This window comes from Salipiger mucosus DSM 16094 (assembly GCF_000442255.1).
Classification (GTDB): Bacteria; Pseudomonadota; Alphaproteobacteria; order Rhodobacterales; family Rhodobacteraceae; genus Salipiger; species Salipiger mucosus.
In genome coordinates this window covers 32,974-54,302 of sequence record NZ_KE557279.1, presented here as the reverse complement: position 1 = coordinate 54,302, position 21,329 = coordinate 32,974, and the positions used below count along the sequence as shown (strand labels likewise).

Annotated in this window: 20 protein-coding genes, 1 pseudogene and 1 riboswitch; of the genes and pseudogenes, 10 read left to right on the top strand and 11 right to left on the bottom strand. The window is 68.1% G+C overall.

What is annotated here, in order from left to right; genetic code table 11:
- Window positions 1–8 precede the first annotated feature (8 nt).
- Entirely contained in the window at window positions 9–1,742 is a 1,734-nt protein-coding gene (locus SALMUC_RS30540) for a hypothetical protein (RefSeq protein ID WP_020040425.1), read from the bottom strand.
- A gap of 187 nt (window positions 1,743–1,929) precedes the next feature.
- On the opposite strand from SALMUC_RS30540, the gene SALMUC_RS17540 reads away from it, so the two are divergent.
- Genes SALMUC_RS17540 through cheB form a run of 8 tightly spaced genes read left to right on the top strand, consistent with a single transcriptional unit; the run spans window position 1,930 to window position 9,152 of the window.
- Window positions 1,930–2,217, top strand: coding sequence for a hypothetical protein (locus tag SALMUC_RS17540; RefSeq protein ID WP_020040426.1), 288 nt, complete (start codon window positions 1,930–1,932; stop codon window positions 2,215–2,217).
- Complete coding sequence (locus SALMUC_RS17535) at window positions 2,214–2,582, top strand: response regulator (RefSeq protein ID WP_037372204.1); 369 nt, start codon at window positions 2,214–2,216, stop codon at window positions 2,580–2,582. The genes SALMUC_RS17540 and SALMUC_RS17535 overlap by 4 nt, the downstream gene beginning before the upstream one ends.
- Window positions 2,583–2,623: 41 nt before the next feature.
- Window positions 2,624–4,483, top strand: coding sequence for a chemotaxis protein CheA (locus SALMUC_RS17530; protein WP_037372236.1), 1,860 nt, complete (start codon window positions 2,624–2,626; stop codon window positions 4,481–4,483).
- Window positions 4,480–5,004, top strand: a complete 525-nt coding sequence (locus tag SALMUC_RS17525) for a chemotaxis protein CheW (protein ID WP_021120573.1) — start codon at window positions 4,480–4,482, stop codon at window positions 5,002–5,004. Before SALMUC_RS17530 ends, SALMUC_RS17525 begins: the two co-directional genes overlap by 4 nt.
- Window positions 5,005–5,014: 10 nt before the next feature.
- Complete coding sequence (locus SALMUC_RS17520) at window positions 5,015–6,667, top strand: methyl-accepting chemotaxis protein (RefSeq protein ID WP_020040430.1); 1,653 nt, start codon at window positions 5,015–5,017, stop codon at window positions 6,665–6,667.
- 60 nt (window positions 6,668–6,727) lie between these two features.
- The gene (locus SALMUC_RS17515; protein WP_198014617.1) at window positions 6,728–7,210 is read left to right on the top strand and encodes a chemotaxis protein CheW; all 483 of its coding nucleotides are present in this window, start codon (window positions 6,728–6,730) and stop codon (window positions 7,208–7,210) included.
- The gene (locus tag SALMUC_RS17510; RefSeq protein ID WP_020040432.1) at window positions 7,198–8,049 is read left to right on the top strand and encodes a CheR family methyltransferase; all 852 of its coding nucleotides are present in this window, start codon (window positions 7,198–7,200) and stop codon (window positions 8,047–8,049) included. Before SALMUC_RS17515 ends, SALMUC_RS17510 begins: the two co-directional genes overlap by 13 nt.
- A complete protein-coding gene (gene cheB, locus SALMUC_RS17505) occupies window positions 8,046–9,152 on the top strand; it encodes a chemotaxis-specific protein-glutamate methyltransferase CheB (RefSeq protein WP_020040433.1) in 1,107 nt (368 codons plus the stop codon). The genes SALMUC_RS17510 and cheB overlap by 4 nt, the downstream gene beginning before the upstream one ends.
- Window positions 9,153–9,394: 242 nt before the next feature.
- On the opposite strand, the gene SALMUC_RS17500 is transcribed toward cheB, so the two are convergent.
- Complete coding sequence (locus tag SALMUC_RS17500; RefSeq protein ID WP_021120571.1) at window positions 9,395–9,610, bottom strand: hypothetical protein; 216 nt, start codon at window positions 9,608–9,610, stop codon at window positions 9,395–9,397.
- 26 nt (window positions 9,611–9,636) lie between these two features.
- Here SALMUC_RS17500 and SALMUC_RS29070 point away from each other — a divergent pair.
- Window positions 9,637–10,307 (top strand): annotated as a pseudogene (locus tag SALMUC_RS29070) (transposase); the annotation flags it as partial.
- Between the two features lie 180 nt (window positions 10,308–10,487).
- Here the strand turns inward: SALMUC_RS29070 and SALMUC_RS17485 are convergent.
- Genes SALMUC_RS17485 through SALMUC_RS17465 form a run of 5 tightly spaced genes read right to left on the bottom strand, consistent with a single transcriptional unit; the run spans window position 10,488 to window position 16,072 of the window.
- Window positions 10,488–11,888, bottom strand: a complete 1,401-nt coding sequence (locus SALMUC_RS17485) for an ABC transporter ATP-binding protein (protein WP_021120568.1) — start codon at window positions 11,886–11,888, stop codon at window positions 10,488–10,490.
- Window positions 11,885–12,775 (bottom strand): ABC transporter permease, encoded by an 891-nt coding sequence (locus SALMUC_RS17480; protein ID WP_020040436.1) that lies wholly within the window; start codon window positions 12,773–12,775, stop codon window positions 11,885–11,887. The genes SALMUC_RS17485 and SALMUC_RS17480 overlap by 4 nt, the downstream gene beginning before the upstream one ends.
- Window positions 12,772–13,713, bottom strand: coding sequence for an ABC transporter permease (locus tag SALMUC_RS17475; RefSeq protein WP_020040437.1), 942 nt, complete (start codon window positions 13,711–13,713; stop codon window positions 12,772–12,774). Before SALMUC_RS17475 ends, SALMUC_RS17480 begins: the two co-directional genes overlap by 4 nt.
- Window position 13,714: 1 nt before the next feature.
- Window positions 13,715–15,247, bottom strand: coding sequence for an ABC transporter substrate-binding protein (locus SALMUC_RS17470; protein ID WP_020040438.1), 1,533 nt, complete (start codon window positions 15,245–15,247; stop codon window positions 13,715–13,717).
- Window positions 15,248–15,271: 24 nt separating this feature from the next.
- The gene (locus SALMUC_RS17465; RefSeq protein ID WP_020040439.1) at window positions 15,272–16,072 is read right to left on the bottom strand and encodes a (2Fe-2S) ferredoxin domain-containing protein; all 801 of its coding nucleotides are present in this window, start codon (window positions 16,070–16,072) and stop codon (window positions 15,272–15,274) included.
- 119 nt (window positions 16,073–16,191) lie between these two features.
- Window positions 16,192–16,412, bottom strand: a riboswitch (cobalamin riboswitch).
- Between the two features lie 323 nt (window positions 16,413–16,735).
- Here SALMUC_RS17465 and SALMUC_RS17460 point away from each other — a divergent pair.
- On the top strand, window positions 16,736–17,032 hold the full coding sequence (locus SALMUC_RS17460) for an antibiotic biosynthesis monooxygenase family protein (protein WP_020040440.1): 297 nt from the start codon (window positions 16,736–16,738) through the stop codon (window positions 17,030–17,032).
- 121 nt (window positions 17,033–17,153) lie between these two features.
- On the opposite strand, the gene SALMUC_RS17455 is transcribed toward SALMUC_RS17460, so the two are convergent.
- The 4 genes from SALMUC_RS17455 to SALMUC_RS17440 all read right to left on the bottom strand — a co-directional run bounded on the left by SALMUC_RS17455 (window position 17,154) and on the right by SALMUC_RS17440 (window position 21,258).
- Complete coding sequence (locus tag SALMUC_RS17455) at window positions 17,154–18,098, bottom strand: 2-hydroxyacid dehydrogenase (RefSeq protein WP_020040441.1); 945 nt, start codon at window positions 18,096–18,098, stop codon at window positions 17,154–17,156.
- Window positions 18,099–18,141: 43 nt separating this feature from the next.
- Window positions 18,142–19,650: a tripartite tricarboxylate transporter permease gene (locus SALMUC_RS17450; RefSeq protein WP_020040442.1), complete on the bottom strand. Its 1,509-nt coding sequence runs from the start codon at window positions 19,648–19,650 to the stop codon at window positions 18,142–18,144.
- A gap of 7 nt (window positions 19,651–19,657) precedes the next feature.
- A complete protein-coding gene (locus SALMUC_RS17445; protein WP_020040443.1) occupies window positions 19,658–20,131 on the bottom strand; it encodes a tripartite tricarboxylate transporter TctB family protein in 474 nt (157 codons plus the stop codon).
- Between the two features lie 152 nt (window positions 20,132–20,283).
- Complete coding sequence (locus tag SALMUC_RS17440; protein WP_020040444.1) at window positions 20,284–21,258, bottom strand: Bug family tripartite tricarboxylate transporter substrate binding protein; 975 nt, start codon at window positions 21,256–21,258, stop codon at window positions 20,284–20,286.
- Window positions 21,259–21,329 lie beyond the last annotated feature (71 nt).

Sequence of the window (21,329 nt, the reverse complement as noted above, 5' to 3'; positions counted from 1 at the left end):
GGCCGGATTCAGAACCATTCGAACTCGGCCTCTTCCGCGGGCGCCCCGCCGGGCTCGGCGGGTGCCCCCCCTGCGATGCCTTCCGCCGGAGCCCGCGCGGGCAGCGCGGCGCCTGACGAACCGGGCGCACAGAGGCGATCGTGGATCTCGCGTTCTTCGGGGACCGAATAAAGCGCGCGTATCTGCGCCGCGATCTCTCGCGCTGTGGGGTCGTCCGCGGGAAAGGCCTGGGGCACGGACGGGTCGATGCGCAGGCGGTCTGCCATATCTTCCAGCCGTTGCGCGGTCGCAAGCTGCGCCCGCATCTGTTTTGCGCAGCGGTCAAACTCCGCCACGGCCTCTGGGCCTGCCGTGCGCAGATCAGACAGCGAGGCATGGAGGTCGCGCCAGAGACGCAGCATGTCGCCCAGACCCGACATGCCGTCAGCGATGCTGTCCAGCCGGCCCGACACCCGGCCCGCGCTCGTGTGGAAATTGTCTGCGATGGTGCGGCGAACCACGTCCAGATGGCGCATGACGTCCTGCCGCGCAGCAAGGCACTGGTCGGTCAATTCGCCAATCTGCTTCGCAACATAGGTCATCGTCGTGCCCTTGCCACGCGATGATTGGCTGCGCAGGGTCACGTTGTAACTGCCCATCCGCATCAGGCCGTCGACTTCAAGCTGTTCGCGGGTCACCTTCTGGATGTCGCCCAGAGCGTCGCGCAGGGTGCGCAGCTGGGTCTCCAGCAGCCGACGTTCGGCCTGCGCTGAATAGAGCCGGGCCAGACCGGCGCCCGAGACATCCTGCAAGGTGCCCAGAAGCTCCGCGATCTCGGACGACTCAAGCAGCTCGCCCGACCAGGCGACCAGGTCCGCCGTTCCTGCGGAGACAGTCGCCATGGTGTCGGCGGCGCGGTCGATGTCGCGCCGCAATGCCGTCGCGGCTGCGGTCATTTGCGTGGCGACCAGATGGCGCAGGAAGGCGTGGGCCGCCCGATGCTCGGTGGCGTCGGGAAGAAGGGCCAGCGCGGCGCCCGCATGCTCGATCCGCTGCCGGAAGCTGTCGCCAACCTGCAGCGCGGAGATGGCGCCGCCAAGGCGGTCGCTTGCCTGGCGGGCGGCATCCTCCGTCCGGGCGCCGTCCTCAAGGGCCTTTTTCACCCCGGGCGCGATCCGGGCTACCATCGCGTCGAGCTGTCCGCGCATCGCGGACAGCGACCGCCCCCCCGTGTCCGTAAAGGCCGTCTGCCGGGCCGAGATCTCGGCCGTCTGCTCGCGGATCCTGCGCGCAAGTCGTCCCAGTTCCTCGAGGCCCTCCATGCTCCGGGTCGACTGGTCCTTGATCTGCTGCGAGAAGCTGTGGCCTTCGTCGAAGCCGACTTCCATCTCCACCACGCGCACGGTGCTGGTGAACACCTGCAACGTCTGGACCCGTTGGCGCAGGCTGGAGAACGGGCTCTTCGTGGCGCGCAGCGCCTGTTCCATGGTGGCAATGGCGCGGCATTCTTCGGCAAAGGATGCCTCCACCGTGGCGATCTGTTCGGTCATCGCGGTGCTGCTGGCGATCAGTTCGTCGGTGGAAAGCCGCGACAGGCCAGTACGATAGGCCTGGATCGTCGCGACGAGGCGGACCAGATCCTCGCGCCCCGCAAACAGCGCATCGGCCGCGGCAGTGAAGACGGTTTCGACGGCACGCCCCTCGGCCGCCAGCCGCGACGTCAGGGTGGTCGTGCTTTCGATGGGGCTGTCCAGTTGCGCCATGCGGGCTGTCCCACCTCGTTCCCGAAAACGCCGCGGCCGAGGCGGCGGCGGGTAACGAGTGGACGATAGGCGCTGGGACATTAACACGAGGTTACACCGCGCCTCGGAAAATCTGGTCCGGGTTTTACCAACGGGAAACTCTTTATCTCCACTCTCCGACCCTGTCCGAAGGGGAAGGAGCGAGCGCATGGCCTCATTGACGATCAGCGAAATTGCCGACGCACGGGATCGCCTGGCGTGCCTGTTGGCCGATGGCGGGTCCGTCGTCAGGCTGTCGCCGGACGACACGCTCGACGCCTGCGGCGCGCAGCTGCTGGCCTGTGCGATCCGCACGGCCGAGGGTCAGGGGCGGACGCTGACCGTCGAAATGCCGGAGGACGGCCCTGCGGTCGAATTGTGGCAATCTCTCGCGCTCGATACCGTGGCAACACCGGTGCCAGTCGCGGTGGCCCCCGTAGCCGAGGTGTCAGAATGAGCGGGCGGGTGCTTGTCGTCGACGATTCCGACTCGGTGCGCAGAATGATCACCTCGACCCTGCGGATGGCCGGTTACGACACGGTCGAGGCGAGCGACGGCCAGGCCGCGTTGAGCCAGGTGCGTGCGTCCATGCCCGCGGCGGTGATCACCGATCAGAACATGCCGAACCTCGACGGACTCGGCTTCATACGCGCCTTCCGCAAGATGCCGGGCAGTGCCGGGGTGCCGGTGATCTTCCTGTCGACCGAAAACGCCGACACGCTGAAACAGAAGGCGCGCGAGGCCGGGGCGCTTGGCTGGATGACCAAACCATTCGACGATCGCAAGCTGCTGGGCGTCGTGCAGAAGGTGCTGGGCCGATGACGGGGACGAACGGCCGGGGGGACGCCGACGAACTTTTCTTGATGGAAGCGCAACAGCTTGCCGAAAGCCTTGAGGCCGGACTGCTGGACATGCAGAGCCGCCCCGACGACAAGGCGCTGATAGACCGCGTGTTCCGCGATCTGCATACGCTCAAGGGCTCGGGCGCAATGTTCGGCCATGTCGAACTGTCGCAGTTCCTGCATCATTTCGAAACCGCCTTCGAGGCTGTGCGCGAAGGCGCCTTTCCCGTCACCCCCGCGCTGATCGCCCTGTGCCTGAGGGCGCGCGATCACGTCGTCGCGTTGCTGGACGGCGGCGGGCCTGAAGCCGGGGCGCCCCTGCTGGCGGAACTTGGCGCGATGGTCTCAAGCGTCGGGGATGGCGCGGCCGACGCATCGGACGGCTGGCGACTGTCCTTCCATCTGGCGCCCGACTGCCTGATCCTCGGCGCCCGGCCGCAAGGGCTGCTGGACGAACTGCGCACCCTGGGCGCCACCGATGTCGAGGTGCTGACCGATCGCCTGCCGGACCTGGCCGCGATCGAGCCCGACCGGCTATGGCTCGGTTGGCGGATGCGCCTGCCCGGCAACCTGACGGAGGACCAGATCCGTGAGGTCTTCATCTTCAACGACGGGGGGCTGGACCTCGACTTGCAGCGCGATGGCGTGCCCGAAGCCGGGGCGCCCGATGACCCCGCTACGGTCACCGGCCCGTCCGCTGCACCCTCACGCGACCGCGCGATGATGCGCGTCCCGGCCGAACGGCTGGACGAGATGATGGACCGCGTCGGCGAACTGGTAATCGCCGAGGCGCGGCTGGCGGAACTCGCCCTGCGTTCAGGCGATCCGCAACTTGTTGGCGTTGCCGAAGAGATTCAGCGCCTCGCCACCGGGATGCGCGAGACGACGATGTCGATCCGCATGACACCCATCGAAACGATCACCGGCCGGTTCCGACGCCTCGTGCACGATCTGAACGACAGCCTCGGCAAACAGATCGTGCTGGAGATCGAGGGCGAGGATACAGAACTCGACAAGACGGTGATCGAACTGCTGGCGGATCCGCTGCTGCATCTGATCCGCAACTCTGCCGATCACGGCCTCGAGGCAGCCGAGGATCGCCGCGCGCTCGGCAAGCCCGACGCCGGAACGATCCGCCTGAGCGCCCGCTATTCCGGGGCCGAGGTGGTCATCAGCCTGTCGGACGACGGGCGCGGCCTCGATCTCGGCCGCATCCGCGCCCGGGCCGAGGAGCGCGGGCTGGTGGCCCCCGACGCCGAACTGGAGGAGTCCGAACTGCGGGCGATGATCCTGCACCCCGGCTTCTCCACCGCCGAAACGGTGACCGAACTGTCGGGCCGCGGTGTGGGCATGGACGTGGTGAAACGCACCGTCGAACAGCTGCGCGGCTCCATCGAGGTTGACAGCGAGCCCGGGCACGGCACGCAGATAGACATGCGACTGCCATTGACGCTCGCGATCATCGACGGGTTGCTGGTCGAGATCGGCGGCGAACGCTACACGATCCCGCTGGCCGCCGTCGAACACATCAGCGAACTGCCCGAGGCGCATGCGGACGGTAGCCGGGGCTCCCGCTTCCTCAACATTCGCGACCAGCTGGTGCCGTTTCTGCGAATGCGCGACCTGCTGGGCTGCGAGGGACAGGCCGGACCCTGGCAGAAGGTCGTCGTGGTGACGGCCGGCGAACTGCGGGTCGGGCTGACCGTCGACCGGATCATCGGCTCCAGCCAGACCGTCATCAAGCAGCTTACGCCGCTGCATGCCGCGCTTAAGACTTTTTCCGGCGCGACGGTGCTGGGCGACGGTTCGGTCGCGCTGATCCTAGATGTGCCGCAACTGGTGGCCTTCGGCCAGACGCGCGACAGCACGGAGGCCGCATGATGTCCGCAACCACCGAACGGCGCCCGCCCGCCGGAATGCCGTCCCACGCTCGGCGCAACCGCACCATGGTCACGCTCAGCCTCGGGGCGGAGCTGGTGGCGATCTCGACCGCGATCCTGCGCGAGGTGATCGAGCCCGGCACCATCACCCGCGTCCCGAACGCGCCAGGCTTCGCCAGCGGGCTCATCAACGTGCGCGGCATGGTCGTGCCGCTAACCGACCTACGCATTCCCCTGCGTATGCCGATCCGCCCGCCCAATGCCGACACACGCATCCTGGTGCTCGACCTGATGCTCGACGGCGCGCCTTCGGTCGTCGGGATCCTGGCCGAACAGGTGCACGAGGTCACCGACGTGACCGGCGCCGCGCTAGAGGATGTGCCCAGCGTCGGCACCCGCTGGCCGCGTCATCTGGTCGAGGCCATCGGCCGCAAGAACGACCGTTTCTTCATCATTCCCGATCTAGACGGGATATTTTCGACCCATCTGAGCGGGTTCGAGCTTCCTGCACTCCAGCCCTGAGGACAGCGCCATGAGATTTACACTGAAACTCAAGCTCGCATCCGCATTCGCGGTCCTGATCGCCGTTGCCGTCTTCGGGATGGTCATGGGTCTGCGCTCGCTCGGCACGATGAGCGGCAATCTGACCAGTATCGTCCAAGAGGACGCGCAACGCGTACAATTGGCAGAACAACTGACGGCCAATCAGTTGCGGGCGCAACGTGACGTCAGGGAATACATCCTGGCGGAAAACCCTGAGCAGGAGGCCCTCGTCCAGCAGCGTCTGGAGCAAACCCGAGGCATCGGACAGGACATTTTCGACGAATTCACCGACCTGGCGTCCGAGGACGGTAAGCGTCTACTGGAAAATTTCGAAGAGGAACTGACGACGCTTACGGAGATGAACGACAGGGCAATGGCGATGGCCGAGAACGGGAACAAGCTTCAGGCCTATCGCCTGATCTCCCGCGAGGGCCAGGTCATGTGGGACCGCATGGAGACATTGCTTGAAGAAGTTCTCGCGTTGAACATGGAAGGCCTTGCCGCGGCCGACGCACGCTCGAATGAGAACTATGGCTCGTCCCGCGCGCTCGCCATCGCGATGATCGTCGGGATGCTCGCGATCGGGACCATCGCGGCGGCCTGGATCATCCTGACGATCAGCCGTGGCCTTCATCGCGCGAATGCCTTGGCCAGCAAGGTTGCGGCCGGCGATCTGACCGAAACCGCCAATATCACGACCAACGACGAGATTGCGGATCTTCTGAGGGCATTCAACGACATGACCGACAACCTGCGCCGCGTCGTGGGCGAGGTCACGGGGGGAGCCGGCCAGGTGGCGTCGGGGTCGTCCGAAATGGCCTCGACCGCCGAACAGCTGAGCCAGGGCGCGACGGAACAGGCATCCTCGACCGAAGAGGCGTCGAGCTCGGTGGAGCAGATGACCGCCAACATCAAACAGACCGCCGAAAACGCCACTCAGACCGAGGAAATGGCCCGGAAATCCGCCTCCGACGCCCGAGATTCCGGCCGCGCCGTGGCCGAGGCGGTCGAGGCGATGAAGACCATCGCCGAACGTATCATGGTGGTGCAGGAGATCGCCCGCCAGACCGACCTTCTGGCGCTGAACGCAGCGGTCGAGGCCGCGCGGGCCGGCGAACACGGGCGCGGCTTCGCCGTGGTGGCGTCGGAGGTGCGCAAGCTTGCAGAGCGCAGCCAGACGGCGGCGGGAGAGATCTCTTCGCTGTCCGGCAACACGGTGCAGGCCGCGGAACAGGCTGGGAAAATGCTCGATGGCCTGGTGCCGGATATCGAGCGGACCTCGGAACTGGTCAGCCAGATCAGCTCGGCCAGCCGCGAACTGGCCTCCGGCGCGACCCAGGTCAACCTGGCGATCCAGCAGCTCGACAAGGTGACGCAGGAGAATACGTCGGCCTCGGAACAGATGTCCGCAACCGCCGAAGAACTGTCCGCCCAGTCCGAGACGCTGCGCTCTGCCATCTCCTACTTCCGCACGGACGAGCAGGGGCAACCTGCTCCTGTCGCTGCCCGGCGGCCCGCGAAGAGGGTGTCGAAGGCCGCGCACAAGCTCGACGGTGGCGGCTTCGACTTCGACATGAGCGGGGGCGAGGACGAACTGGACGCCGATTTCATGCGCCCCTCCGGCAGGCGCAACGCAGCCTGACGGGGTGAGGGGATGGAAGTGTCTGTGGAAGCACCCCGGATCGAGCGGGCGGAGACCGTCGTGACCTTCGCCGTCGCCGGCAGCCTCTTCGCGGTGGAGGTTGGAATGGTACAGGAGATCCTGTCGCCGCAGCAGCCAGTGCGGCTGCCAAACGCGCCGGAACACTTGCTTGGGTTGATCGACGTGCGGGGCGCTTCGGTGGCCCTGGTGGACCTGCGTCGCCTTCTGGGCGAGGCGAGCCGGGCGGAGGATGAGGGTACGCGCATCCTGCTCCTCAGCTTCGACCGCGCCGGCACCCACCACCGGGTCGCGCTTCGCGTTGATCGTGTGATCGAGGTAGCGGGGCTCGACGACGGTGGCCTCATCGCGCCGGTGAGCGAGGCCGAGATGCTGGCCTGGGACCCGCGCGTGCTGCACGGGATCGGGCGGCGGAACAACCAGATCACCGCATTGCTGGACGTGAACGCGGTCTTCGATCCCGCCGTCATGGCCGCGGCCCGGCCGCGTCGGACTGCCCCGAATGACGTGCCGTGTCGCGACTGAGCCAGCCGGACCTGCGCGGTCGCTTCCGCGACCTGATCTACGCCGAAACCGGGATCAGGATGCCGGCGAACAAGGACCACCTTCTGGCCTCGCGCCTGCAGCGGCGGCTGCTGGAGGGTGGGTTCCGCGATCTCGACGACTATCTCGCGCATCTTTTTTCGGGCGGCGCACTCAACGACGAATGGAAGCTGATTGTCGATAAGGTCACGACCAACAAGACCGACTTCTTCCGTGAACCGGCCCATTTCGATATCCTCGCTCGAAAGGTCATCCCGGAGGCGCTGAACCGTACCCGCCCCGGCGCCGCCTGCCGGTTCCGGTTGTGGAGCGCCGCCTCTTCTACCGGGGCCGAGGCGTGGTCCGCCGCGATGGTCCTTGCCGACGCGGCGCTGGCGGATGCCCGGCTCGACTGGGCGATCCTCGGGACCGACATTTCCAGCACCGTTCTGGAACAGGCGACTCGCGCGATCTATCCCTCGATGCAGATGGCGCCTGTGCCGCCGGACATGCGGTCGCGCTATGTAATGATGGGGCGCGGTCGATCCGCCGGGGAAGACGTGCGGATCGTGCCGGAACTGCGCCGCCGCGCCCGTTTTGCCGAACTCAACCTGATCGACCCGCCTTTCCCGGTGGCGCACAACCTGGATGCGATTTTTCTGCGCAACGTGCTGATCTATTTTGATGCCGCGCAGCAGGCCCGCGTGGTCTCGGATGTCGTGAACCACCTTCGGGTCGGCGGCTGGTTCTTCGTGGGCCACGCGGAATCGATGATCGTCGACGACCCGCGCCTGAAACAGCACGCCCCAGCCGCCTTCCGCAGACAAGAGGTTGACGCATGAGCCCGCAGCCCAGATCGGCGACGCCCATCTCGGTGATGATCGTCGACGACAGCGCCTCGGCCCGGTCGGCCCTGACCCGGCTTCTGTCGGCCGACCCCGGGATCACGGTCATGGGCCAGGCCGGCGACGCCTACGAGGCCGCCGCCGCCATGCGCAATGCCTTGCCCGACGTGCTGATGCTGGACCTGGCACTGCCGGGGATGAGCGGCCTCGCCTTCCTGCGCCGGATCATGGCGCAACGGCCGATGCCGGTGGTCGTCTGCTCGGCCTTCACGGCCGAGGGGTCGAAAAACGCGATGCTGGCGCTTGAAAGCGGCGCGGCCGAGGTGGTTTCCAAACCCCGGCTCACCTCAAAGGCGGACTGGGCCGAGGCCGAGGTGCGCCTGAGCGATGCCGTCCATGCCGCCGCATCGACGCGACCACGGCGCGGCGCGAAACCGGCAGCCAAGACCCTCAGCCCTGGCCCGAAGCTGACTGCGGATGTCATCCTGCCGCCGCTGCCGCCGCGCGCGAATGCGGGCCCGCCGCATGGAGAGATCATCGCCATTGGAGCCTCCACCGGCGGAACCGAGGCGCTGGTGCAGGTGTTGTCGCCGCTGCCGCCCGACCTGCCGCCGATCGTGATCGTCCAGCACATGCCAGAGCATTTCACGCGGACCTTTGCGGAACGGCTGGACGGGCTCTGCCGCCCGCGCGTCACCGAAGCCCAGTCGGGAGACCGCCTGGCGCGCGGCTTGGTCATGGTCGCGCCGGGCAACCGCCACATGCTGGTCCGGCGAAACGGGGCCGGCTACGCCATCGAGATCGTGGCCGGGGAATGCGTGTCTCGCCACCGCCCCTCGGTCGACGTGCTGTTCCGCTCGGTCGCACAGGCCGCAGGCTGCCAGGCCCTTGGGATCGTATTGACCGGCATGGGGGATGACGGCGCGCGCGGATTGCTGGAAATGCGACAGGCCGGCGCCGAGACGCTTGTCCAGGACGAGGCGACATCCGTGGTCTTCGGAATGCCGTACGAGGCGCTGTCCATCGGGGCCGCCACTCTGGCACGCCCTCTTTCCAGACTGCCTGCAGACATCAAGAATTGGGCGGCAACCAAGAAGTAGATTCTCCTAGGTTACCGAATTCATTGTAAAATTTGCGAAAGAAAAGGAAGTGTTGTGGCATAGTGTTCGGCGGGTGGACCTGACGTCGACGCGTCGGCGCCAGGTCTCGCATGAGAGCGTGGTCGCTCAGCATCTTCGCGATCATCGATCTCTCCGGGAGTCGGCATGGTTGCTCGCCCGACCCCGCTTGGAACTCCAAGCCATGCTCGACGAAGCGCGGGCACGTCGCGAAGCTGCCATTGTCAGAGCCGACCGTTGCGCAGCCTCTCAGCCAGTTCCTCGCGAGTTCGCGGCCGCGCCGCCGCTTCGAGCATCCGTCGTAGCGCGTCATGGGTGTTCTCCATGGTCTCGAGTTGCTCGGCCAGCCGGCCGGCGCGCTCGCCGGAGCGGCGCAGGGCCCGCAGGAACAGAAGGATCGCGAGAGCGTGATGCCGTAGCGGAGCACCGCGCGCGCCCATGCCGATCCGGCGAGCGTGCGCTGCCTGAAAGCCTTCTACGTCTCGTCGGCCTCGACTGGGCGGTGCCCGATTTCAGCACGCCGAGCCGGCGCCAGAAGACCTTGGCCATGTCCATTCCATACCGCGGCTCGCTGGGGCCACTGAACCTGCCGATCCCTTTCGGGACATTGCTGCGCAATGCCCTGTCGGGCAGCGGACGCGCCCATGCTGCCCGAACTGCTCAGCCAGATCCCTGACGACGTGGAGATCGGGGCGGTCACCGCCGACGGTGCCTGCGACACGCGCAGGTGCCACGACGCCATCGCCGACCTTGGCGCCCATGCCGTCATCCCGCCGTGCAGGAACGCCAGGCCCTGGAAGCCTTCGACCGCAGCCGCCATCGCCCGGAACGAGGCCCTGCGCGCATCGAAATACCCTGGACGGCGCCATCTGGCGAAAGTGGAGCGGATACCACCGCCGAAGCCGCGCCGAGACAAAACCTATCGGGACATTTCCTTCGGAAATGCCCTGCCGGTCAGTGCATGCATTGCGTGAAACTGCCGGGGCAAAGCCCTCCTCTCACAGATTCTCCGAATGGGCTGCCGGGCGGGGCATGGCACGCGATTTCGATCGCCAGGTCGCCGAACTCCAGATCCGCGCCGCCGTGCTCAACGGCGACACCGCGCTCGGCATACCTGTCACGGAGCCCGTGGGATAAGTGCGTCCGGGGAAAGGGGAGGGCCGGGCTTCACGCCCTTTGCGCAACAAAGCCCTATCGCCTGATGGTGCAAGGACTTTTGCCGGTGGCGGCAGCTCCTCGAGCAAAGGGCTCCCGGCCGGTCTCGGACCAACCATCTGAACGATCGTGCCTCCGCATCGGCAACGCAGGCTGGTGCCGTCAGTGGACGCTCACAACCTCGGCGTTCAGCCGGTCGTGGATCCAGGGGTCGTGGCTGGCGATGGCCAGCGCCATTCCATCGCGCACCAGGGCGGCGAGCAAATCGGCAACCTGCGCGCGCGCGACCGTGTCGAGCGCGCTCGTCGGTTCGTCGGCGACCAGAAGCAGCGGGTTCGCGGCAATGGCGCGGGCGATGGCGATCCGCTGGCATTGACCGAGGGAGACCTCGTCGGGGCGGGCTTCGATGTCGACCCGTTCCAGCCCGACCTGTCCGAGCAGGCGACGCGCGAGGGCCTTGCGGTCCGCGGTTCGGATGCGCTTGGAGGCCGAGGCCGGCTCGCTGATCGTGCGCCAGATCGGCCAGAAGGGGTTCAGGCTGGCGGCCGGGTTCTGGAAGACCGGCATGATCGCCCCGCGACGGCGGAGGGCAGGGGCGAGGTCGATCTGTCCCTCGTCGGGCGCATCGAGCCCGGCGATCATGCGCAGGATCGTGGACTTGCCCGACCCGGAGGAGCCGCTCAGCCCGATGGCGGCGCCAGCCCGCACGCGGAAGCTGAAGGGCCCGATGGTCCGGCCGGTTCCGGCGTAGCTGCGGGTCACGTTGCGCGCTGTCAGCAGGACCTCCCCCGGCGCGCGCGCCTCCTTGCTGACCCACCTTGTCGCCGTCCGGGTCAGCCGGCGGGTCACGGCATGGCGATGGCTGTCATCGAGCCGCGAGACCGGAAAGTCGTCGACAAGCCGGCCCTCGTGCAGGATTGCCACCCGGTCCGCATGGCGGCGCACGAGATCGACGTGATGGCTGATGAGCGAGGAGTGGCAGAGCCGCCCGGCCCGCAGGGTCGTCAGGATTTCGTCACCTCGGCGGGGGTCGAGGGCACTCGTCGGCTCGTCGGCAACCATGAGAGGCGGGGCATGGGCACTCGCGGCCGCGATGCAGGCGCGCTGCAGCATGCCGCCGCTCCAGCAATGCGGGGCCTTGGAAGCGAAGTGAGGCGCGTTGTCGATCCCGACCATGCGCAGGCGCTCGACGACCTCGCCCGGTGCGGGGTTCATGCCCCGGCTGCGCCAGGCCTCGCCCACGTGGTGGCCGACGGTCCGCAGCGGGTCGCAGGCCGCGTAGGGATCCTGCGCGACGTAGCCGACAAGGCGGCCACGCAGGCCGGAGAGGGTGACTTCTCCGGTGGCCCGCAGGTCATGGCCCGACAGGCCGATGCGGCCCGACACACGCGTCGAGGGGCCGTGCAGCCCAAGCACCGCCCGCGCGATGGTGGACTTGCCGGAGCCCGATGCGCCCACGAGGGCGAGGCATTCGCCCGCCTTCAGGGCAAAGCTGACATCCGAGACGGTGGGGGCGGGCCCGTAGGCGACGGTCAGGTTCCGGCAGTCGAGGATCGGGGTCATCGCCGTCCCTCCACGGCCAGGATGTCGCGAAGCCCGTTGCTGATCAGGTTCGCCGAGAGGACGGAGAGAAAGATCATCACCGCCGGTCCCCAGAGCAGCCAGGGCGCCACGGAGAAGAACAGGCGCGCGTCTGACAGCATCGCCCCCCATTCCGCCAGCGGCGGCTGCACGCCGAGGCCGAGGAAGGACAGGCCGGATATCGCGCCGACCGTGCTGCCAAGCGCGAGGGAGGCGACCACGCCGAGATGCAGCGCGAGGCCCGGCAGGATGTGGCTCGACACGATCCGCCAGCCCGGCACCCCGGCCATTCGCGCCGCAATCACGTCGGGTCGGTTCCGGCTGCCAATCGCCATCGAGCGGGCCAGCCGCGCGTACCAGGCCCAGTCCGCGACGATCAGCGCCACCAGCAGGTTGAGGAAGCCGGGGCCGAGGATGCCGATGACGGCAAAGGCCAGGACAAGGCCCGGCAGGCTCATCATCACGTCGGCCAGGCGCATCATCACGATGTCCGCCCAGCCTCCGGCGAGGCCCGAGACGGTTCCGTAGACCAGCCCGACCGCGAAGACCCCGCCCAGCACCAGCAGCGCCGCGCCCAGGGAGCGGTGCGCGCCCTCCATCAGCCGGGACAGCAGGTCGCGCCCGGTGTCGTCGGTGCCCAGCAGGTATTCCGTATCCGGCGCCCGCAGCGCCACGGCGTAGTCGGGCCAGTTCGGCTCGTGGGGCGTCCAGACCGTGCCGATCAGGGCGAAGGCAAGCAGCAGCCCGCCGAGGATCAGTCCGGTCCGCCCGCTGGGGTGCGACCACAGCCGGGGCAGCAGCCCTCGGGTCGGCGTGCTCGCCGGTGGACGAGCGCGCGCCGCAGCAAGGCGGGACCAGGTGGCGCTCATGCCCGCGCCTCCCGCAGGCGCGGGTCGATGGCGATGGCAGCGAGGTCGATCGCAAGGCTGGCGGCGACATAGAGCAATGCCGAGACCAGCACGAAGGCCTGGATCACCGGAAAGTCCCGCGCGGCCAGTGCGGACAGCGTGTAGCTGCCGAGGCCGGGCCAGGTGAAGAGGTCCTCGATGATCGGCGAGCCGCCCAACAACGCTCCGACGGAGACGCCGATCGCCGTCAGGAACGGCAGGGCGGCATTGGGCAGCGCGTGGATCAGCAGGGTGCGCCACGGCCGCGAGCCGCGGGCCCGGGACATGTGGGCATACCCGCTGTTCATCGCGTCGATCAGCGAAGCCCGCAGCAGCTGCGTCCAGCCCGCCGCGCGGTCGACGCCGATGATCAGCGCGGGCAGGAGGGCCATGCCAAGTGCGCCGCCCGACAGCACCTTGCCCACGCCCGCGCCCACGACGACATACTGCAGTGCCAGAAGGCCGAAGAGAAACGTCGGGAGCGCCGCGCCGATCTGCGCGTAGGCGCGGATGATCTTGTCGGGCCATCGATCCCGGAAGGCGGCCGAGATCAGGGCAAGCAGCAGCGCGACCGAGACCGAGACGACCAGCGCGAGGCCCAGCAGGCTGAGGGTCGCGGGCAGACGCCGCGCGATCTCGTCCGAGACCGGCTGACCGGTGCGCCACGAGGTTCCGAGATCGCCCTGCACCACGCGCCCGAGCCAGGCCAGGTACTGCACCGGCAAGGGGCGGTCGAGGCCCATGTCGGCGCGCAGTTCCGCGATTTCGGCGGGGTAGGGCTCGTGTTCCGGTGCCTGCGATTTCAGGATCCGGTAAGCCGGGTCACCCGGCGCGAGCGGCAGCATGGCCCAGACCAGCAGGCTGGCCGCAAGCGCGGTCAGCCCGGCCTGGGCGAGTCGGCGTAGGGTGGACCGGATCACCTCAATTCACCGCGTCGGGCGCGGTCTGCCAGCCGATGTGCCGCCATGCGACGCCGGGCCGGTAGGATGCCCAAGCATCCGAGACCAGCGCCCGGGGGCGCAGCATGGTCACGTTGAACACGTAGGGATCGTCCTCGACGAGGATATCCTGGATCTCGGCGAGGATGTCGTTTCGCGCGGCGCCCTCAACTTCCGTGGCGAGGGCCGCGATCAGTTCGTCCATGCGGGCGTTGGAGTAGCCGGCGAAGTTCCGGTTGCCGTCCGTGGCGAGGTAACGGGCAAGGAAGCCCTGAACCGCGCCGACCGTGGCAGAGCCGTTGGCGAGCAGCGCCATGTCCCATTCGATCGAGCCGGAGGCGATCGCATCGCTGACGCTGTCCACCACGACGATCTCGGAGCCGATGCCGACCTCGCGCAGGTAAGCCTGGAGCGCATTCGACATCGGCACGAGGTCTGGCTGCTGCGGGTAGATCACCATCCGGACCGTCAGGGGCACGCCGTCCTTGGTCCGGACGTCGCCCTCCAGCGTCCATCCGGCCTCGTCCAGCAGGCGCGCGGCCTCCGCCGGGTCGTGCTCGTAATTCGTCACGGCCCAGGGGAAGGCGCCGGAATAGAGCCCCTCCGCCTCTGCCGTCGCGCCGCGGAACACCGACCCGGCCACCTCGGCGTAGTCGATGGACTTCATCACGGCGCGCCGGACCGCGACATCCGAAAACGCGCCGTCTTCGGTGTTCATGAAGGCGGCGTAGCCGCCGGTGGACAGATCCCCCAGGGCAAGGTTCACGTTGGGCGTGGCGTCGTAGACCGGTTTGGCCGAGATCTGCGGGTAGAGCGCGATGTCGCCTTCGCCGTTCTGGACCGCGAGGGCACGGGCGTTGAGATCGGTCACGAAGCTGACGGTGACACCGGGCATGGCCGGCGCGCCGCGCCAGTAGTCCGCGTTGCGCGTGGCGGTCAGGGCGGTGTCGGTCAGATCCGTAACCTCGTAGGGGCCGGTGTAGATGCCGGCATCTTGCAGCGCCTCCTGGTCCTCTCCCGCGGCCCGGGCGGCGTCGAGATCGTAGATCAGGAAGTAGCTTTCGTGCGCCAGGACGTTCGGGAACTCCGGCAGCGGCACGGGCGTGGAGACGGTAATCTCCAGCGGGCCCGTGACCTCGAAGGTGGTTTCCGCCGGAACCACGCCCCGGAGCGAGGCCTTGCTGGCCAGCCGGAAGTCCATCAGCTGCTTGACCGCCGCGGCATCCACCGGCCGGCCATTGTGAAAGGTCACGCCCTCGTTGAGCGTGATGACCCAGGTCAGATCGTCCACCCGCTCGAGGCTTTCGGCCAGCCACGGCGCGACCGAGCCGTCGCGCCGGAACTCCATCAGCAACTCGGCGACCCCGAACTCCTGGAACCAGAAGCCCTCGGTCTCGGGGTCCATGCCGTCGATCCTGAACGACGTGATGATGCGGATCGGCTGGTCGGTCTGCTGCGCCGGGGTGGGCTGGCCAAGGGTCAGCGCAAGGGCAAGCGTGCTCGCAAGGGATTTCATCGGGGTGTCCTTTGTCGGCGTCGGTCAGTGATCGGCCCGGGCGCGCCGGGCGGAATGGAACTGCAGGTCTGGCAGGTTGCGGCCCGCGCAGAGCACCTCGTGCACGAGCCGCCGGGCTGCGGTGCGATCGGGCACGCGGAACCAGTCGCCCTGCGGATAGACCGCGACGACAGGGCCCTTGTTGCAGGGATAGATGCAGCCGGTGGTCGTGGTCAGGCAGCGCTTCGCGATCCCCGCCGCGGCGCACTCGGCTTTCAGGACATGGCTCAGGCTTGCCGCGTCGCGCATCTGGCAGCGCGGCCCGGTACAGACCAGCAGGTGAAAGTCGAAATCCGGCGGGCTGTCCCATCCCGGCTTGCCGAGGGCGGGGGGCACGCCAGCGAGTGACGCCGAAGGCGCGTCCAGCAGCTCGCGAAGCATGCCGGCCGGGCCACTGGCGGCGCGCGAGGGTTCGGGGCCGAGAGACACGCTGATCCCCGCGTTGACCGGGCGGCTCTTCCAGTGTGCCAGCACGCCGGGAAGCCAGCTCAGCAGGCTCTCGGGGAAGGGCAGGCCGATGGGCTGCAGCCGGATCGTTCCGGCCCCGCCGCGGCGCATCTCGTCCATCGCCTCGAAAAGGCTCTGGCCCATGTCCTCGAGCCGGATCAGCATGTGCGGCCGCTCCGTCGCGGCGGCGCAGATCGCCTCCAGCCGTTGGAAGCCGCCCTTGCTGAGGTTGCTCGAGGAGCAGGCGAAAAGGACCCACTCGCCCCGGGCCTTGTCAGCCTGGCCGGAGCCCCGGCCGTCTTCGTGTCGTCTTAACGGGATGATCCGCGCATCTACCATCGTGCCCTCCGCACAAATGCGGGGCGGGCAGACCAGCAATGTCATCGGGCGATATTCGCCGTCCTGTCATGGCACATCTCCTGCCGGACAACCCCGCCCGGTCCAAAGTGACTGCGGCGCGAAACGCGCCGGAGATGGCAGGTCTCCTGACTTGCGGGTCACGGCTTTCCCGAACCTTCCCGGGCCGGTTCATGGCCCAGTGGTGTTCTCGGGATCGCTCTCCGCTCACAGTTGCGGGGGCAGTCACGGACTTGGCGCCTTTCGGGCGATACCTCACCGTGTTCCCATTTCATCCCGGAGTGCACTCGGCGTTCCGGGAACCATCGCAGCTCGTTAACCACGGAACCACTCCGCTCGTCAATCGCCTGCCGGATGGCCCGGACACCTCCGATACGGCGGGGGAGGTCGAGACAAGGTGCACGTGCCGGCGCTCTCAGGGGCGTCGCGCGATACACCGAAGGATGCGACCCGTCGCAGCGCGGCCTGGGACTGGCTCATGCGGCGGGCGCCAGGGCGTTCCCATCGCCGCGGGATCGATCCCGGCGCATTGCCGGACACCGCGCGCCGCCTGATACGACCTGCAGCCTCCGAAAGCGGCCGACTCGTGGTATCATGGCGGAGCCGGACGCTGGTAGCCGGCGATCCCGCTGGGAGGAGAAGGCCATGTTTGCACGTATCACACCGTTCAAGATGAAGCCGGGCAGCCGCAAGGAGGCCGAGGCGATCATGGCACGCGTGAAGGACCAGATCATGGGGCTTCAGGGCATGCAGCACTTCCTGTGCACCATGAACGACGACGGCAGTGGGTACATCGTGTCACTGGTTTCCAGCAAGGACGACCTCGAAGCGAACAAGCCGCGGGTCAAGGAGATCTGGGGCAACTTCGCCGATCTCCTTGAGGCACAGCCCAAGCCCGAAGGGTTCGAGGTGGTCGAGGAGTGGGTGAAGGAAACCGCCTGACGTCCTCGCGACCAGGCAACCGGCGGCGCTTGGAGGAGCGCCGCCATTGCGGAAAGCCCCAAGCGCAAGGGGCGACGGCCCGCACCGGCTGGCGCGGGCCGTTCATGGCCCGGCGCGGGTCTCAGACCACCGGCGTCGGCACCGGATCGCCCCGCAGGTGGGCCTGCAGGTTCCGCACGACGAGATCGCCCATGGCCGCCCGCGTCTTGTGCGTCGCGCTGCCCTGGTGCGGCAGTAGCACCACGTTCTGCAGTTTCAGCAGTTCCTCCGGCACATGCGGCTCCTGCGCGAAGACGTCCAGCGCCGCGCCCGCGATGGCGCCCAAGGACAGCGCCTCGATCAGCGCCGGTTCGTCCACAAGGTCGCCGCGCGCCACGTTCACCAGCCGGCCCTCGGGCCCCAGCGCCTCCAGCACGCCGCGGCTCACGATGCCGCGCGTCTGCGGCGTGCTGGGCGCGATCACCACCAGCCAGTCGACATCGCGGGCCATCGCCTCGACATCGGCGTAGTATTCGAAGGGTTGATGCGCCTGCTCGCTGCGGCCGTGGTAGACCACCCGCATGGAAAAGGCCTGCGCCAGCCGCGCGATGGACTTGCCGATGCGGCCCAGCCCGATGATGCCCACCGTCTTTCCGGTCAGCTCCTCGGTCAGCGGGAAGCTGCCCTCGCGCTCCCAACGGCCCTCGCGGGTGTAGCGTTCGGCCTCGGGCAGGCGGTGCGCCAGCGCCAGCATCAGCGCCATGGTGACCTCGGCCACGCAATCGTTCAGCACGTCGGGCGTGTTGGTCACGCGCACGCCGTGCTCGCGCGCGGCTCCGACGTCGACCGCGTCGTAGCCCACCCCGAAGGAGGAGATGATCTCGAGCGCCGGCAGCGCCTCGATGATCTCGCGAGAACAGCCGGTGCCGCCGCCTGTGGCGACAAAGCGCACCCCGTCGGGCAGGGCGGCGAGAAATCCCGCCTTGTCGTCGGCATCGCAGTAGCGATGCACGGTGAAGTCCTTGTCCAGCTGCTCGACCACGCGCGGGGCGAGGTCGGCGACGAGAAGCAGGTCGGGTTTGGTCATGCCTCGTAGGCTCCCTTGACTGACATATGTTGAAAACGGCGCCTCAGCTGTCCTGCGGACGGCTCGCTGCGCCGGGGCGGCGGCGCAGCAGCCACATCACCAGCGGGATCGACCAGACCGCGATGGTGAAGAGGCCCAGGCCTGCCGCGATGGGGCGCTCGAAGAAGGCGATGAAGCTTCCCTCGGACTTGATCATCGAGGTGACGAAGTTCTGCTCCAGCATGGGCCCCAGAACCAGCCCCAGGATCGCCGGGGCGATGGGGATGTCGTTCTCCTCCATGAGAAAGCCGATGATGCCGAAGACCAGCATGATGCCGATGCCGAAGACCGAGTTGTTGATCGCGAAGGAGCCCACCATGCAGAACATCAGGATGAGCGGCATCAGCACCTTCTGCGGGATCGACAGCACCTGCCGCGCGCCCTTGATCGCGACCCAGCCCAGCGGCAGCATCATCAGGTTCGCCAGCAGGAAGACGATGAAGACCGCGTAGATCATCTGCGGCTGCGTGATGAAGACCATCGGGCCGGGGTTGATCCCCTTGACGTAGAGCACGCCGATCACGATCGCGGTGATCGAGTCGCCCGGAATGCCGAAGACCAGCGCCGGGATCCAGGCCCCGCTCATCGCGCCGTTGTTCGAGGCGCCGGATTCCACCAGCCCCTCGACATGGCCGGTGCCGAACTTCTCGGGCGTCTTCGAGAACTTCTTGCTGATCGCGTAGGAGATCCAGGCCGCGATGTCCGCGCCGGCGCCGGGCAGGGCGCCGATGGCCGTGCCGAGCGCGCTGCCGCGCAGCGCCTGCACCGGGTAGGTCACGAGGTTATGCGCCTGCTCGCGGAAAATCCCCCTGCCGGAGGTCGCGGGCGGACGCACCTCGCCGCCGCGCTTGATGAAGGCGCGGATGACCTCGGAGACGGCGAAGAGGCCGATCATCGCCGGGATGAACTGGATGCCCCCCATCAACTCGACCGAGCCGAAAGTGTAGCGCGGCGCGCCGGCGGGGTTCTCGAGCCCGATGGTGGCGGCGAAGAGCCCCACCATGAGCGAGATCAGCCCCCGCGCGGGCGAGCCGGGCGAGATGAAGACAGCGCAGGACAGGCCCAGCACCACGAGCCAGAAATACTCGAAGGACGAGAACTTCAGCGCGATCTCGGCCAGCGCGGGCGAGGCGCTGATGAGCACCAGCGTCCCGAAGATCCCGCCCATGGACGAGAACACCAGCGAGGCGCCAAGCGCCGATTCCGGCCGCCCTTGCCGCGTCAGCGCGTAGCCGTCCTGCACGTAGGCGGCGCTGGCGGGCGTGCCGGGCATGCGCAGCATGGTGCCCGGGATGTCGCCGGCAAAGATCGCCATGGCGGTCGCCGTGACGATGGTGGCGATGGCGGGGACAGGCTCCATGAAGAAGGTCACCGGCACCAGCAGCGCGGTCGCCATGGTCGCGGTCAGCCCGGGGATGGCGCCCACGAACATGCCGAAGGCTGCGGAGCCCAGGATCACCAGCAGGACGTAGGGTTGGAAGACGAGGCCCGCGGCCTCCATCACGGTCGACATGGGGCGTTCACCAAAGGAAAGTCAGGAAGTCCGTGCGCGGCAGCGGCACGAGAAGCAGGCGGCCGAAGCTCTGTTGGATCGCCAGCGCGGCCAGCGCCGAGACGATCAGCGCGAGCGGCCAGCGCACGCCGAGGATCAGCATCGCCGCGACCATCACGCCGAAGGCGGTGGGCAGGAAGCCCAGCAGGGGCGAGACGACGATATAGACCACGATCAGCACCAGCACCGAGAGCATGCGCAGCAGCGCCGGGCCGCTGCGGGTCCACTCTTCGAGGCGCAGGCCGGGCATGCGCTCGCCCGCGATCACGGCCTTGACCACGATGAAGAGGCCCAGCAGCACGGTGACGAAGGAAATCGCGCGCGGCATGGTGCCGGCGCCGTAGGACTGGCCGGGGATGGCCTGGAAATCCAGGGCCGAGATGTAGATCGCGATCCCCCCCAGCAGGGTCAGCAATCCCAGGGTCAGGTCGGTGACGCGCATCGGCGGTGTCCTGTCTGTCGCGCTCGTCGCTGCGGCCGCGCGAGGCGAGGGTGTCTGTCGTGTCGACGCGGGGGCCGTCGCGGCCCCCGCGGACGGGAACGGGGCCGGGCGGGGCTTCTGCCCGCACCCGGCCCCGCCTTCAGGGCTGGCCCTTACTCCTCGGCGGCGAGCCCGGCTTCCTTCATGACCTCGCCGAAGGCGGCGTCGTCATTGGCGACGATCTCGGTGGCGTCCTCGCCCCGCGCCCAGCGAAGGCCGAAGCCGCGGTCGGTCATGAACTGCTTGTACTCTTCCGAGTTGTAGGCGGTTTCGACCGCGTCCATGAGCTTTGTCTTCACGTCGTCCGGCAGCCCGTCGGGCGCCGCGACCGCGCGCCAGACCGCGACGGTCCAGTCGGACCCGGTCGTCTCGGCCAACGTCGGCACGTCGGGGAAGGCATCCTGACGCTCGGCGGACATGGTGGCCAGCGGCAGTACGCGGTCCGCCTCGATCATCGAGCGGCCCTCGGCCAGCGACGAGGGCACGATGTCCACGCCGCCCGCGACCATGTCGGCCAGGCCCGGTGCCGCGCCCTGGCTGGGCACGAAGGTCACGTGGTCGGGCGCCAGCCCTTCCGACAGCAGCCAGCCCGCGAGGCCGACGTGCCAGATGCCGCCCTGGCCGGTGCCCGAGGCCTTGTAGGTGCCCGCCGGCTCGTTCTTGATCGACTCCAGCAGCCCCTCGACGCTGTCCCACTCGGAATCGGCCGAGACCATGACCCCGCCCGGATCGGCGTTGACGATGGCCAGGATGTCGTAGTCCTCGTAGGTCAGGTCGGTCAGACCCTGCCAGTGCATCATGTCGATCTCGATGGTCATGATGCCGATGGTGTAGCCGTCGGGCTCTGCGTTCGCGATGGCGCTGTGGCCCACCACGCCCGAGCCGCCCGTGCGGTTCACCACGTTGACCGGAACGCCCATCTCCTTCTGGATCTCGGCGCCCAGCAGGCGGCCCACCGCGTCGGTGCCGCCGCCCGCGCCCCACGGCACGATCAGCTGGATCGGGCGCTCGGGATACTCCTGCGCCCAGGCGGCGCCGGTCATGGCCACGAGGCCGCCGATGGCCGCGGCGGTTTTCACGAAATGCATGCGAATCCTCCTCCTTTGCATGTCTGGGCGGTCCACCCGCTTGCGTCCTCGATGGACGCATGCGGCGGTGA

Coding starts and splice junctions, on each gene's coding strand:
- SALMUC_RS30540 (WP_020040425.1), bottom strand. CDS start 1,742: ATGGCGCAACTGGACAGCCCCATCGAAAGCACGACCACCCTGACGTCG.
- SALMUC_RS17540 (WP_020040426.1), top strand. CDS start 1,930: ATGGCCTCATTGACGATCAGCGAAATTGCCGACGCACGGGATCGCCTG.
- SALMUC_RS17535 (WP_037372204.1), top strand. CDS start 2,214: ATGAGCGGGCGGGTGCTTGTCGTCGACGATTCCGACTCGGTGCGCAGA.
- SALMUC_RS17530 (WP_037372236.1), top strand. CDS start 2,624: ATGGAAGCGCAACAGCTTGCCGAAAGCCTTGAGGCCGGACTGCTGGAC.
- SALMUC_RS17525 (WP_021120573.1), top strand. CDS start 4,480: ATGATGTCCGCAACCACCGAACGGCGCCCGCCCGCCGGAATGCCGTCC.
- SALMUC_RS17520 (WP_020040430.1), top strand. CDS start 5,015: ATGAGATTTACACTGAAACTCAAGCTCGCATCCGCATTCGCGGTCCTG.
- cheB (WP_020040433.1), top strand. CDS start 8,046: ATGAGCCCGCAGCCCAGATCGGCGACGCCCATCTCGGTGATGATCGTC.
- SALMUC_RS17500 (WP_021120571.1), bottom strand. CDS start 9,610: ATGGGCGCGCGCGGTGCTCCGCTACGGCATCACGCTCTCGCGATCCTT.
- SALMUC_RS17485 (WP_021120568.1), bottom strand. CDS start 11,888: ATGACCCCGATCCTCGACTGCCGGAACCTGACCGTCGCCTACGGGCCC.
- SALMUC_RS17480 (WP_020040436.1), bottom strand. CDS start 12,775: ATGAGCGCCACCTGGTCCCGCCTTGCTGCGGCGCGCGCTCGTCCACCG.
- SALMUC_RS17470 (WP_020040438.1), bottom strand. CDS start 15,247: ATGAAATCCCTTGCGAGCACGCTTGCCCTTGCGCTGACCCTTGGCCAG.
- SALMUC_RS17465 (WP_020040439.1), bottom strand. CDS start 16,072: ATGGTAGATGCGCGGATCATCCCGTTAAGACGACACGAAGACGGCCGG.
- SALMUC_RS17460 (WP_020040440.1), top strand. CDS start 16,736: ATGTTTGCACGTATCACACCGTTCAAGATGAAGCCGGGCAGCCGCAAG.
- SALMUC_RS17455 (WP_020040441.1), bottom strand. CDS start 18,098: ATGACCAAACCCGACCTGCTTCTCGTCGCCGACCTCGCCCCGCGCGTG.
- SALMUC_RS17450 (WP_020040442.1), bottom strand. CDS start 19,650: ATGTCGACCGTGATGGAGGCCGCGGGCCTCGTCTTCCAACCCTACGTC.
- SALMUC_RS17445 (WP_020040443.1), bottom strand. CDS start 20,131: ATGCGCGTCACCGACCTGACCCTGGGATTGCTGACCCTGCTGGGGGGG.
- SALMUC_RS17440 (WP_020040444.1), bottom strand. CDS start 21,258: ATGCATTTCGTGAAAACCGCCGCGGCCATCGGCGGCCTCGTGGCCATG.